This window comes from Streptomyces sp. NPDC012508, assembly GCF_042902595.1.
GTDB lineage: Bacteria > Actinomycetota > Actinomycetes > Streptomycetales > Streptomycetaceae > Streptomyces.
Genome location: NZ_JBIBEO010000012.1, coordinates 1 through 11,867, shown reverse-complemented (window position 1 = coordinate 11,867; position 11,867 = coordinate 1). Strand labels below are relative to the sequence as shown.

The following is an 11,867-nucleotide window of genomic DNA, read 5'->3' as shown; positions in this document are numbered from 1 at the left end:
TCAGTTTCGCCGAACGGAGGATTCCCATGGACGAACACGCGGTCCTCGTCGAGGGCCTGCGCAAGCGGTACGGCGGCAGGCGCGGGAGGAAGAGCGGCAGTCGGGGGCACCCGAGCACCCTCGCTCTCGACGGCTTCGACCTCGCCGTCCGCCCCGGCACGGTCCACGGCCTTCTCGGGCCCAACGGTGCGGGCAAGACCACCGCCGTACGCGTCCTCGCCACGCTCCTGAAGTCCGACGGGGGCCGGGCCGAGGTCGCCGGGATCGACGTGGTCCGCGATCCGCGCGCCGTCCGCGCCCGGATCGGTCTGGCCGGCCAGTACGCGGCCGTCGACGAGGGCCTGACCGGCCGGCAGAACCTGGAGCTCTTCGGCCGGCTCTTCCATCTCGGCGGCCGCCGCGCCCGCGACCGGGCCGCCGAACTGCTCGACCGCTTCGACCTCACCGCCGCCGCCGACAAGGGCGCGGGGAAGTACAGCGGGGGCATGCGCCGCCGCCTCGACCTGGCCGCCTCGATGATTCTCGCGCCCGACGTCCTCTTCCTCGACGAGCCGACCACCGGCCTCGACCCGCGCGGCCGGGGCGAGGTGTGGGACGCCGTCCGCGCCCTGGTGGCCGGCGGTACGACGGTGCTCCTCACCACCCAGTACCTCGACGAGGCCGACCGGCTCGCCTCCCGGATCACGGTCATGGACCACGGCCGGGCCATCGCGGACGACACCCCCGACGGGCTGAAGGACCGGGTCGGCGGTGACCGGATCGAGGTCGTGGTCGCGGAGGCGGCCGACCTGCCGGCCGTACGGAAGGTCCTCGCCCGGGTCGCGGCGGCCGAGCCCGCCGTGGACGAGGCGGGCCGGCGCCTGTACGCCCCCGTCACCGACCGGGTCGCCGCCCTCACCGACGTCGCGCGCACCCTGCGGGACGAGGGGATCGCCGTCGAGGACATCGGCTTGCGCCGCCCCAGCCTGGACGACGTCTTCCTGGCCCTGACGGGCCGCCCGCGCGCGGACGACACCACCGACGAACCGGACGCCACGCCCGACGGGCCGGGCGCCACCACCGGCGAACCGGACGACACCACCGGCGAACCGGGCGCCACCCGCCCCGACACCCAAGGAGCCGCAGCCGCATGACGACCGCCGCCACGGCGGACCGGGCCCGGACCCCGGTCGCCACTCACGGCCGCGCCTACTGGGCGCTGGCCGACTGCGCCACCCTCGTCCTCCGCACCCTGCTCAACTATCGCCGCCAACCCGTCGCCATCCTCTGGCAGCTCGGCTTCCCGATCGTCTCCGTCCTCCTCTACGGCTTCGTCTTCGGCAGCGCGATGCGGGTGCCCGGCGGCGGCGACTACAAGGACTTCCTCATGCCGGGGATGTTCACCATGACGATGACCTTCGGCCTCATGAACACCGCGACGGCCGTCGTCTCCGACTCGGGCAAGGGGGTCATGGACCGGTTCCGGTCCATGCCGATGGCCCCCTCCGCCGTCACCACCGGCCGCGGTCTGTCCGACCTGCTGGTCGCCTCCGCCGAGCTCGCCATTCTCGCCGCCACCGCGCTCGCCATCGGCTGGACCTCGGACGGCGGCGTCGGCGGCACGCTGCTCGCCTTCGGCCTGCTGCTCCTGCTGCGGTTCAGCCTCATCTGGGTGGGCGTCTGGTGCGGGCTGATCGTCCCGAACACGGAGACCGCCGGCGCGCTCTACGCGGTGATCTTCCCGATCACGATGATCTCCAGCGTGTACGTGGCGCCGTCCCTGATGCCGGGCTGGCTGGCCCCCGTCGCGGCCTGGAACCCGATCTCCTCGACGGTCGCGGCCACCCGCGAGCTGTTCGGCAACCCGGGCGCGGGCGGCGGGAGCTGGGTGGAACAGCACGCGCTCCTGATGGCCGTTCTCTGGCCGCTGCTCCTCACGGCGGTCTTCCTCCCGCTCGCGGTGCGCCGCTTCCAGCACCTCAGCCGCTGACTCCCCGTCTCGACCGGGGGCCCGGCCGGGTCGAGACTGGAAGGGGGCCGGAAAACGCGTGGAGGAACCATGACGGGATTCACTCGCGAGAACACCCCTGTCGCCATGGAAGGCGGCGGCCTGGACTTCCGCATGACGGAGGCCGGGGGCGACATGACCGTCGCCTTCATCCACCTCCCCAAGGGCACCGACATGGCGCCGGCGCTCAAGGGCCTCCAGGACGACCTGTGCCAGTGCCCCCACTGGGGTTATGTGCTGAGCGGTCGGATCAGGATGCGGACCGCTTCGGGTGAGGAGTTCTACGAGGCCGGACAGGCCTACTACTGGGGGCCCGGCCACGCCCCCGAAGCAGTGGAGGACGTCGACGTCGTGGAGTTCTCGCCGACCGTCGAGTTCAACGAGGTCGTCGACCACGTCAAGGCACAGTCGGGCTGAGCCGCTCGGACGTCGGACGTGGGTACGGCGAAGGGCCCGGCATCGGCCATGTCCGACGCCGGGCCCTCCGTACACCCAGGGGCTACAGCTTCTCGATCACGTAGTCGATGCAGGCCGTCAGGGCCCGCACGTCCGCCGGGTCGACCGCCGGGAACATCGCGATCCGCAGCTGGTTGCGGCCCAGCTTGCGGTACGGCTCGGTGTCCACGATGCCGTTGGCGCGCAGCACCTTCGCCACCGCCGCCGCGTCGACGTCCTCGGCGAAGTCGATCGTGCCGATGACCTGCGAGCGCTTGGCCGCGTCCGTGACGAACGGCGTCGCGTACTTGGACTCCTCGGCCCAGCCGTACAGCGCCTGCGAGGACTCCTTCGTCCGGGCCACGGCCCAGTCCAGACCGCCCTGGCCGTTGATCCACTTCAGCTGCTCGTTGAGCAGGAAGAGGGTCGAGAGCGCCGGGGTGTTGTACGTCTGGTTCTTCAGCGAGTTGTCGATCGCCGTCGGGAGCGAGAAGAACTCCGGGATGTGCCGGCCGGACGCGTGGATGCGCGCGGCGCGCTCCAGGGCGGCCGGCGAGAAGGCCGCGAGCCACAGGCCGCCGTCGGCGGCGAAGGACTTCTGCGGGGCGAAGTAGTAGACGTCCGACTCGGTGATGTCGACCGGGAGGCCGCCCGCGCCGGAGGTCGCGTCGACCAGGACGAGCGCGCCCTCGTCGGCGCCCGCCACCCGCTTCACCGGGGCCGCGACACCGGTGGAGGTCTCGTTGTGCGTGTACGCGTACACGTCGACGCCCGCCTCGGCCTGCGGCTCCGGGTGGGTGCCCGGGTCGGAGGAGATCACGGTCGGCTCGGCCAGCCAGGGGGCCAGCTTCGCGGCCTTCGCGAACTTGGAGGAGAACTCGCCGAAGGTGAGGTGCTGCGACTTCGACTCGATGAGCCCGTGGGTCGCGATGTCCCAGAAGGCGGTGGAGCCGCCGTTGCCCAGGATCACCTCGTAGCCCTCGGGCAGCGAGAAGAGGTCACGCACTCCGGCACGTACCTCGCCGACCAGGTTCTTGACCGGAGCCTGGCGGTGGGACGTGCCGAGGAGGGAGGTGCCGGTGGCGGCCAGGGCGTCCAGCGCCTCCGTACGCACCTTGGAGGGGCCCGCGCCGAAACGGCCGTCGGCGGGCTTGATGTCAGCGGGAATCTGGATCTCAGCCACGAGGCGGAGCGTATCGGGTCGGACCGCACACGGCCGACGATGTCCGCCGGATGAGACGACAGGTGAGACATCCTGACCTCGTGCGAAAACACCACGAGCGGTCCGAGCTGGAGGCGGCGCTGCGCGCGGCCGTGGCAGGAGACGTCGACTTCGGCACCACGGCGAGGGCGCTGATGACGATGGACGCGTCCAACTACCGCCGGGTGCCGGTGGGTGTGGTCGCGCCACGGGACGCCGACGACGTGGCGGCGGTGCTGTCCGTCTCCCGCGCGCGGGGAGTGCCGGTCGTCGCACGGGGCGGCGGCACGTCGATCGCGGGGCAGGCGACCGGCACGGGTGTCGTGCTCGACCTCACCCGTCACCTGCGGTCGGTCGTCTCCGTCGACCGCGAGGCGCGGACGGCCGTCGTCCAGCCGGGGCTGGTCCTGGACCGGCTGCGCGACGCGGTTCGCCCGTACGGGCTGACTTTCGGCCCCGATCCGTCCACGCACAGCCGCTGCACCCTCGGCGGGATGATCGGCAACAACGCGTGCGGCGCGCATTCGGTGGCCTGGGGCACGACCGCCGACAACGTCCTCTCGCTCGACGTCCGTACGTACGGGGGCGAGGCGCTGGTCCTCGGGCGGGACTGGCAGGGGGCTCCGGCGGGGCTGCGGGAGCTGATCGACCGGAACCTGGCGCTGGTGCGGACGGGGTATCCGGCGGGGCTGCCGCGCCGGATCTCCGGCTACGCGCTCGACGCGCTGCTGCCGGAGCGGGGCGGCGACGTGGCCCGGCTGCTCTGCGGGAGCGAGGGGACGCTCGGGGTGGTGACGGAGGCGACCGTACGGCTGGTCCCGCTGCCCGCCTCGCCGGTCCTGGCGGTCCTCGGGTACGCGGACGAGAGCGCGGCGGCCGACGCGGCGGCGGGGCTCCTTCCGTACCGGCCGCTGACGGTGGAGGGGATGGCTGCCGATCTGGTGCGGGGCGCCTCCGGGCTGCCGCGCGGCGGGGCCTGGCTCTTCGTGGAGACGGACGGGGAGGCGGCGGCCCGCGAGCTGGTGAGGGCGGCGGACGCGCTCGACGCCTCGGTGGTGGTCGACGCGGCGGATCAGCGGGCGCTGTGGCGGATCCGGGAGGACGCGGCGGGCACGGCGACCCGGATGCCCGGGGGCACCTCCCCGACGGAGTCCGGGGGAGGTGTCGAGGCCTGGCCCGGCTGGGAGGACTGCGCGGTGCCGCCGGCCCGGCTCGGGGCGTACCTGCGGGAGTTCCGCGCGCTGCTCGCCGAGCACGGTCTGCGCGGCACCCCGTACGGGCACTTCGGTGACGGCTGCATTCACGTCCGTATCGACTTCGACCTCTACTCGGCGGCGGGGGTGGGCCGCTTCCGGGAGTTCTCGGAGGCGGTGGCGGACCTCGTGGTCGCGCACGGTGGCTCGCTGTCCGGGGAGCACGGGGACGGGCAGGCGCGGGCCGAGCTGCTGCCGAAGATGTACGGCTCCGAGCTGGTGTCGCTGTTCGGCCAGGTCAAGGACGTGTGGGACCCGGACGGCGGTCTGAACCCGGGGATGCTGGTGCGGCCGCTGCCGCTGGACGAGGGACTGCGCTTCAAGGCCCTGCCGGTGCTGGGCAGGGAGGTGGCGCGCTGTGTGGGCGTGGCCAAGTGCCGGGTGGAGGGGCCGACGTCGGGGCCGGGGGTGATGTGTCCTTCGTACCGTGCGACGGGGGAGGAGCAGCACTCCACGCGGGGTCGGGCGCGGCTGCTGCACGAGATGGCGCTCGGCGAGGTGATCACGGACGGCTGGCGCTCGGAGGAGGTCAAGGAGGCGCTCGATCTGTGCCTGTCGTGCAAGGGGTGCCGGAGCGACTGTCCGGTGGGCGTGGACATGGCCTCGTACAAGGCGCAGTTCCTGGACCGGCACTACGCGGGCCGGCGGCGGCCGTGGTCGCACGTCACGATGGGCCGGCTGCCGGAGTGGCTGCGGCTGTTCGGCCCGGCCCTGAACCTCGCGCGGATGTTCCCCTCGCGGTTCGCGGGCGTCGCTCCGGAGCGGGACCTGCCGCGGGTGGCGTCGCGGACGTTCGTCTCGTGGTTCGGCACGCGCCTCGACACGGCGTCCGACGTATGGCTGTGGCCGGACACCTTCACCAACCACCTGGCGCCCCGGGTGGGGAAATCGGCGGTACGGGTCCTGGAGGCGGCCGGCGTACGGGTGGGGCTGCCGCCGGGGCGGGTGTGCTGCGGTCTGACGTACGTGTCGACGGGGCAGCTGGACCGGGCGCGGGCGACGATGGGCAGGACGCTCGACGTGATGGAGCCCAGGCTCGGTCACCCCGTGGTCGTCCTCGAACCCTCCTGCGCGGCGACCCTGCGGACGGACCTCCCTGAACTCCTCCCGGACGATCCGCGCGCCCGCGAACTGGCCTCCTCGGTGCGGACCTTCGCGGAGGCCCTGGAGGAGTTCGCGCCCGCGTGGGAGCCGCCGCGCCTGGACCACCCGGTGGCCGGTCAGACCCACTGTCACCAGCATGCGGTCCTGGGTGACGGACCGGACCGCCGGCTGCGTGAACGGATGGGCCTGGTCGGGGAGTTGAGCGGCGGCTGCTGCGGTCTGGCGGGCAACTTCGGCTTCGAGCCGGGCCATTACGAGGTCTCGGTGGCCTGCGCCGAGGACCAGCTCCTCCCGGCGATCCGCGCGGCGGACGACAACGCGCTGATCCTGGCCGACGGCTTCTCCTGCCGCACCCAGATCGACTCCTTGGCGGGCCGTCAGGGCCGTCATATGGCGGAAGTCCTGGCGGAGGCGATGCGGGAGCAGTAACATACATACATGAATGTACGTGAGCAGCCCGGCTCCCCGGTCCCTCGGCGTTCGACGCAGGCCGAGCGGAGGGAGCGCACGCGCAACGCGCTTCTGGAGTCGGCCGCTCGGGGGCTGTCCCGGCACGGGTACAGCAATCTCGTCCTGGAACAGGTGGCCAGGGACGCCGGCTACACGCGGGGCGCGCTCTACCACCAGTTCAAGGACAAGCAGGACCTGGCCCTCGCCGTGTCCGAGTGGGTCTTCCAGGTCTGGGACCAGGAGGTCGGGCGGCACGTCGAGCGCGAGTCGGAACCGCTCGCCGCGCTGCTCACGCTCGCCCGTGCCCACACCGTCTTCTGCCGGCGCGACATCGCCCGCGTGGCCGTGGCCCTGCGGCTGGAGTTCTCCGGACAGGACCACCCGATCGGACACCAGGTGGAGACGGGCTACCGCCAACTCCTCGACCTCTGCACCGGCTACATCGCCGCCGGCCGCGCGGCGGGGACGATCCCCGACGGGCCGCCCGCCGGAGATGTCGCGCTGGCCTACGTCGGCGCGATCGAAGGCACCTCGATCGCCCTCGCCGGCCGCGTGCCCGACGACGCGTCACTCGTGGTCGCCGCGGCCGCGGGCGCCCTCGGGCTCGACCCCCGCACCACGCACTCCTCTGTACGGAACGAACCGCAGGAGGCACACCATGGAACTTCCCAAGTCGGCCCACACCTCACGCCCTTGGCGGATCCACGAGATAACGCCTGACTTCCGCCTCTACGACGTCTGGGCGCTTCCCACACCCGGGGGGCCCGACGATTTCCCGCGCCTGGTACGGAACTTCGCCGGCGGCGACACGGGCGACAACTCCTCCCGGATCGCCCGTCTGCTCTTCGCGATCCGCTGGAAGCTCGGCAAGGTGCTCGGCTGGGACGACAAGGGCGAGGGTCTTGGCTCCCGGGTGCCGACCCTGCGCGACAGGCTGCCGCAGGACCTCCGCGACGGCCCGGCCGGACCGGAGTTCGAGCTGCTGCCCTTCACCTCCGTCTACCTGAGGGACGACGAGTGGGCGGCGGAGATGGCCAACCGGACCATGCACGGAGTGATGCACCTGAGCTGGGTCCCCGACGGCGAGGGCGGCCACCGCGGCCAGATGGCCGTCCTGGTGAAGCCCAACGGCCTCTTCGGCAAGGCCTACATGGCCGCGATCGCCCCCTTCCGGCACCTGATCGTGTACCCGCCGCTGATGCGCGACATCGGCCGCGAATGGCGCGCGTCCGCACCACAGGTGTGAGACGGGTCCGGGGGCGGCCCGGCGCCGGCCCCGTGGGGGCCGGTCTCGACCGGGCTGCCGTGCGGGGGTCGTGGCGGCCTCACCGGGCCGGCCCGGCAACGCGGCCGGCCGGTCCCTCGCGCGCCGCGTCCGCCGTCCTGGCGAACGTACGACGGTAGGTGCGCGGCGGTACGCCCCGGCGGCGGACGAACTGTTCGCGCAGGACCGCCGCGCTGCCGTAACCGACCAGGCGGGCGATCTCCTCGACCGGCAGGTCGGTCGTCTCCAGGAGCTCCTCCGCCCGGCCGAGCCGCAGACCGAGGACCCAGGCGTGGGGCGTCGTCCCCGTCGCGGCGGCGAAACGGCGCGCGAAGGAGCGGCGGCTCATCAGGGCGCGGCGGGCCAGTTCGGCCACGGGCAGCGGCTCGTGGAGGTGTTCGCGCGCCCAGGCGAGTACGCCGGCGAGGCGTTCGTCCTCGCAGTCCTCGGGGACGGGAGCCGTGACGTACTGCGCCTGCCCGCCGTCGCGGTGGGGCGGCAGGACGAGGTCGCGGGCGACCGCGTTCGCGGCGGCCGACCCGTACTCGCGGCGCAGCAGATGGAGACAGAGGTCGAAGCCGGCCGCGGCGCCCGCGCCCGTGAGGATCCGGCCCTCGTCGACGTACAGGGCGTCCCGCTCCACGGTGACGGACGGGTGGCGGCGGGCGAGCAGGTCGGCGAAGCGCCAGTGGGTGGTGGCCCGCAGCCCGTCGAGCAGCCCGGCGGCGGCGAGCGCGAACGCCCCGACGCAGTGCGAACCGACGAGCGCGCCGCGCGCGTGGGCGGCGCGGAGCGCGTCGAGCACGGGGGCGGGCGGCGGGGTGCGGAAGTCGGCCCAGGGGAGGGCGAGTACGAGATCGGCGGCGGCGAGCCGGTCGAGCCCGTGGGCGACGGCGAGCGGGACGCCGAGGTCGGTCGTGACCGGCCCGGGGCGGTCGGAGCAGAGCGCGAAGTCGAAGCGGGGGAGGCCCTGGGGAGGTGCGCCGAAGACCTCGGAGACGAGGCCGACGGCGAGCATGCCGACGCGCGGCGGGGCGTAGGCGGCGACGCTCAGGAAGGGGGGCACGCGGGGAGTCTGGCACGCGGGGGGACGCGCGGGGCCTGCGACTGGCACAAAACCCGCGATGGGTGGCAGTACGGCCACTCGTCGATCGTCCTCCGTACGGCGAAGCTTGCGGACATGACAGACCAGCCGCGCGGAAACACCGCCACCTACACCGTCCTGACCACGGGTTACACCACCTCCACGGGGCCGGGCGTCGCCGCCACCGTCTCCTACGTGACCGACGGGGACCGCCATGTGATCGTCGACCCCGGCATGGTCGCGAGCCGCGACCGCATCCTCGGCCCGCTGGCCGAACTGGGCCTCGGCCCGGACGACATCACGGACGTCGTGCTCAGCCACCACCACCCCGACAACACCATGAACGTGGGTCTGTTCGGCCGGGCGCGCGTCCATGACCACAAGGCCGAGTACCAGGACGACCAGTGGACCGACCGGGACGCCGAGGGCCATGAACTCACCCCGTCCCTGCGCCTGATCCGCACGCCGGGCCACAGCCCCGAGGACATCACTCTGCTCGCCGGCACGGCCGAGGGCGTCGTCGCGTTCGTCGGCGATCTCTGGTGGCGCCCGGACGGTCCTGCCGAGGACCCGGTGGCCCCCGACCGCGACCAGCTCCGCACCTCGCGCCTACGGGTCCTGAAGTCGTCCGACGTGATCGTCCCGGGTCACGGGCGGCCGTTTCCGGCCGGGGACGAGGCGGTGCTCTAGCGCGGGGCGCCGGTACTCACCTCGTCGCACACGGATCCGGGAGCCCGGTGCCGGTGACTCCGGGGCTCAGGTGTCCTGGGCGATCTCACGGGCCAGGGTCACCAGGAGGTGGGTCGACGGGTGGGGCGAGGCGTCGCGCCAGGCCAGGAGGACGTGGACCGGTGGGGCGTCCGGGAGGGGGCGGTAGGTGACGCCCGGGTGGGGGTGCATCGCCGCCGTCGACGCCGAGGAGACGCCGACCCCGCGGCCCGCCGCGATCGCCGTGAGCCAGTCGTCGGTGTTGCCGACCGTCAGGGTGGCCGCCGGGCGGTGCGACGCCGGCCAGAGCGCGGGAGTCGTCGTGCCGGAGACCGTGTTGAGGACGACCGTCTCGCCCGCGAGGTCCGCCAGCGTCAGGGACGTACGGGACGCCAGCGCGCTGTCCGTCGCCACCGCGGCCACCCGGTTCTCGGTCGCCAGTTCCTCCGTCGCCAGGCCCGGCGCGTCCACCGGGCCCCGGAGCAGCGCGGCGTCCACCTCGCCCCGGACCAGGCCCGCCGTGCGGTCGTCGATACGGAGGAGTTCGAGCGGGGTCTCGGGGTGCTCGCGCTGCCAGCGCCGTAGCAGCGGGGTCGTGTACGGGCCGAAGGCCGACCATGCGTGGCCCAGCCGCAGCGGCCGGTGGCGCAGCCGTGCCGGGTCCAGGGCCGTGTCGAACGCGGCGACGGCCGACGCCGCGCGGTCGTGGAAGGCGCGGCCCTCGGCGGTGAGCGCGAGGTGGTGCGTGGAGCGGTCGACGAGCCGGACGCCGAGGTGTTTCTCCAGGGCGGCGAGCGTGCGGGAGACCGCGGGCTGGGTGAGGTGGAGCCGGGCGGCGGCCCTGGTCACGTTGCCCTCCTCCGCGATGGCGAGGAAGCAGCGGAGATGGCGCAGCTCGATGCTCATGCGTTCGGAGCATAACCGCAGCCCAATCGGCATTTCACGCGCCGCGCGGGCGCCCGTAGCGTGAGAGTCGGAACCTACTTGACGAGTCCATTATTCTGGACTTGAAGGTCCAATCTGATGAACCACGCAGGGAGTGAGCCGGTGGACAGCCCGGTCAAGGACATCGCCGCCGGCGCAGCACCGGCCACGGCTCCGGGCGCGCCGGGTTCGGCATCGGGCGTGCCGGGGTCCGCATCGGGCGCGCCTGGCACCGAGCCGGGCGCCGCGGCCGCCACCGCGGGAGCCTCCGCCCGTGCCGCCCGCCTCGGCCCCGTCGCGCTCGTCGTCGCCGGAGGCCTCTCCGTACAGTTCGGGTCGGCCGTCGCCGTCCTGCTCATGCCCCGCGCCGGTGCGCTCGGCGTCGTCACGCTGCGGCTCGTCCTCGCCGCCGCCGTCCTGCTGATCGTCTGCCGCCCCAAGGTCCGCGGCTACGGCCGCGCCGACTGGGGCACCGTCGCCGCCTTCGGTACCGCGATGGCGGGCATGAACATCCTCTTCTACCAGGCCGCGGACCGGATCCCGCTCGGCGCCGCCGTGACCCTGGAGGTCCTCGGCCCGCTGATCCTCTCCGTGATCGCCTCGCGCCGGCTGATGAACCTGCTGTGGGCCGGGCTCGCCCTCGGCGGCGTCGTCCTGCTCAGCGGCGGCGGCTTCGACCGCCTGGACCCGGTCGGCGCGGCCTTCGCGCTCGCGGCGGGCGTGATGTGGGCGACGTACATCGTCTTCAGCGCCCGGACCGGCCGGCGCTTCCCGCAGGCGGACGGGCTGGCCCTCGCGATGGCGTTCGGCGCGCTGCTGAGCCTGCCGTTCGGCATCGTCGAGGCGGGCGACAAGCTCCTCGTCCCCTCGACGATCGGCCTCGGCCTCGCCGTCGCCCTGATGTCCTCCGTCCTCCCGTACACCCTCGAACTCATCGCCCTGCGGCGCCTCCCCGCCCCCACCTTCGCGATCCTGATGAGCCTGGAACCGGCCATCGCGGCGGGCGCCGGCTTCCTCGTCCTGAGCCAGGCGCTCTCCCTGACGGACGCGCTCGCGATCGCCCTGGTCATCGCGGCGAGCATGGGCGCGGTCCGCACGCAGATGAAGCGCGCCGCCGCCCTGCCGCCGCAGGCCTAGGTAGTTACGAAGGCGAGCGGGCGGCATCGGCTGTCGGCGGCAAGGTGGATCTTGTTGCTCAGGCCGCCGCAACCGGTTGTGGGCGCCCTTCCGCGACCCGAAACGCTCGGGCAGGTCCATCCACGGAGTCCTGGTGCGGTACTTGAACGCGATCGCATCGATCACCTGCCGGTGATCACGCCACCGCCCACATCAACCAACGATCGGATGATCCGAAGGAAACGTCCTAGTGACCTGAGTCAGAGATTCGTTGGCAGTAGGCGGCGACTTTGTCGAGGATCTCGTCGGCTGTCTTCGTCCAGACGAACGGTCTGGGGTGC

Annotated in this window: 11 protein-coding genes and 1 pseudogene; 8 read left to right on the top strand and 4 right to left on the bottom strand. The window is 73.1% G+C overall.

All coding sequences use genetic code 11. The features are described 5' to 3' along the window. Nucleotides 1-26: 26 nt before the first annotated feature. From ACFY8U_RS33830 to ACFY8U_RS33820, 3 genes are all read left to right on the top strand, one after another. On the top strand, nt 27-1,133 hold the full coding sequence (locus ACFY8U_RS33830; RefSeq protein WP_389575997.1) for an ATP-binding cassette domain-containing protein: 1,107 nt from the start codon (nt 27-29) through the stop codon (nt 1,131-1,133). Next, on the top strand, nt 1,130-1,969 hold the full coding sequence (locus ACFY8U_RS33825) for an ABC transporter permease (RefSeq protein WP_389575996.1): 840 nt from the start codon (nt 1,130-1,132) through the stop codon (nt 1,967-1,969). The genes ACFY8U_RS33830 and ACFY8U_RS33825 overlap by 4 nt, the downstream gene beginning before the upstream one ends. Nucleotides 1,970-2,038: 69 nt before the next feature. Next, nucleotides 2,039-2,404, top strand: coding sequence for a hypothetical protein (locus ACFY8U_RS33820; RefSeq protein WP_389575995.1), 366 nt, complete (start codon nt 2,039-2,041; stop codon nt 2,402-2,404). 82 nt (nt 2,405-2,486) lie between these two features. On the opposite strand, the gene serC is transcribed toward ACFY8U_RS33820, so the two are convergent. Continuing rightward, on the bottom strand, nt 2,487-3,605 hold the full coding sequence (gene serC, locus ACFY8U_RS33815) for a phosphoserine transaminase (RefSeq protein WP_389575994.1): 1,119 nt from the start codon (nt 3,603-3,605) through the stop codon (nt 2,487-2,489). 50 nt (nt 3,606-3,655) lie between these two features. On the opposite strand from serC, the gene ACFY8U_RS33810 reads away from it, so the two are divergent. The 3 genes from ACFY8U_RS33810 to ACFY8U_RS33800 are packed head-to-tail and all read left to right on the top strand — an operon-like array spanning nt 3,656 to nt 7,676. Further along, the gene (locus ACFY8U_RS33810) at nt 3,656-6,409 is read left to right on the top strand and encodes an FAD-binding and (Fe-S)-binding domain-containing protein (protein WP_389575993.1); all 2,754 of its coding nucleotides are present in this window, start codon (nt 3,656-3,658) and stop codon (nt 6,407-6,409) included. Between the two features lie 9 nt (nt 6,410-6,418). Further along, on the top strand, nt 6,419-7,150 hold the full coding sequence (locus ACFY8U_RS33805; protein WP_389575992.1) for a TetR/AcrR family transcriptional regulator: 732 nt from the start codon (nt 6,419-6,421) through the stop codon (nt 7,148-7,150). Next, complete coding sequence (locus ACFY8U_RS33800; protein ID WP_389575991.1) at nt 7,089-7,676, top strand: DUF2867 domain-containing protein; 588 nt, start codon at nt 7,089-7,091, stop codon at nt 7,674-7,676. The genes ACFY8U_RS33805 and ACFY8U_RS33800 overlap by 62 nt, the downstream gene beginning before the upstream one ends. A 79-nt stretch (nt 7,677-7,755) precedes the next feature. Here ACFY8U_RS33800 and ACFY8U_RS33795 read toward each other — a convergent pair whose 3' ends face one another. Further along, complete coding sequence (locus tag ACFY8U_RS33795; RefSeq protein ID WP_389576140.1) at nt 7,756-8,712, bottom strand: helix-turn-helix domain-containing protein; 957 nt, start codon at nt 8,710-8,712, stop codon at nt 7,756-7,758. Between the two features lie 162 nt (nt 8,713-8,874). Here ACFY8U_RS33795 and ACFY8U_RS33790 point away from each other — a divergent pair, with 162 nt between their 5' ends. Next, nucleotides 8,875-9,468 carry an MBL fold metallo-hydrolase gene (locus ACFY8U_RS33790; RefSeq protein WP_361598714.1) on the top strand — a complete coding sequence of 198 codons (594 nt, stop codon included), beginning with the start codon at nt 8,875-8,877 and terminating at the stop codon, nt 9,466-9,468. 66 nt (nt 9,469-9,534) lie between these two features. Here the strand turns inward: ACFY8U_RS33790 and ACFY8U_RS33785 are convergent, their stop codons facing one another. Continuing rightward, nucleotides 9,535-10,392, bottom strand: coding sequence for a LysR family transcriptional regulator (locus ACFY8U_RS33785; RefSeq protein WP_361598711.1), 858 nt, complete (start codon nt 10,390-10,392; stop codon nt 9,535-9,537). A 117-nt stretch (nt 10,393-10,509) separates the two neighbouring features. Here ACFY8U_RS33785 and ACFY8U_RS33780 point away from each other — a divergent pair, with 117 nt between their 5' ends. After that, nucleotides 10,510-11,547: a DMT family transporter gene (locus tag ACFY8U_RS33780; RefSeq protein WP_389575990.1), complete on the top strand. Its 1,038-nt coding sequence runs from the start codon at nt 10,510-10,512 to the stop codon at nt 11,545-11,547. Here the strand turns inward: ACFY8U_RS33780 and ACFY8U_RS33775 are convergent. Beyond that, nucleotides 11,547-11,733 (bottom strand): annotated as a pseudogene (locus ACFY8U_RS33775) (transposase); the annotation flags it as partial. The gene ACFY8U_RS33780 and the pseudogene ACFY8U_RS33775 overlap by 1 nt on opposite strands. Between the last annotated feature and the right edge of the window lie 134 nt (nt 11,734-11,867).

Excerpts from the sequence above, each read along its gene's own strand:
- ACFY8U_RS33825 (WP_389575996.1), top strand. The coding sequence starts at position 1,130 with ATGACGACCGCCGCCACGGCGGACCGGGCCCGGACCCCGGTCGCCACT.
- ACFY8U_RS33800 (WP_389575991.1), top strand. The coding sequence starts at position 7,089 with ATGGAACTTCCCAAGTCGGCCCACACCTCACGCCCTTGGCGGATCCAC.
- ACFY8U_RS33785 (WP_361598711.1), bottom strand. The coding sequence starts at position 10,392 with ATGAGCATCGAGCTGCGCCATCTCCGCTGCTTCCTCGCCATCGCGGAG.
- ACFY8U_RS33830 (WP_389575997.1), top strand. The coding sequence starts at position 27 with ATGGACGAACACGCGGTCCTCGTCGAGGGCCTGCGCAAGCGGTACGGC.
- ACFY8U_RS33810 (WP_389575993.1), top strand. The coding sequence starts at position 3,656 with ATGAGACGACAGGTGAGACATCCTGACCTCGTGCGAAAACACCACGAG.
- ACFY8U_RS33805 (WP_389575992.1), top strand. The coding sequence starts at position 6,419 with ATGAATGTACGTGAGCAGCCCGGCTCCCCGGTCCCTCGGCGTTCGACG.
- ACFY8U_RS33780 (WP_389575990.1), top strand. The coding sequence starts at position 10,510 with ATGAACCACGCAGGGAGTGAGCCGGTGGACAGCCCGGTCAAGGACATC.
- ACFY8U_RS33795 (WP_389576140.1), bottom strand. The coding sequence starts at position 8,712 with ATGCTCGCCGTCGGCCTCGTCTCCGAGGTCTTCGGCGCACCTCCCCAG.
- ACFY8U_RS33790 (WP_361598714.1), top strand. The coding sequence starts at position 8,875 with ATGACAGACCAGCCGCGCGGAAACACCGCCACCTACACCGTCCTGACC.
- ACFY8U_RS33820 (WP_389575995.1), top strand. The coding sequence starts at position 2,039 with ATGACGGGATTCACTCGCGAGAACACCCCTGTCGCCATGGAAGGCGGC.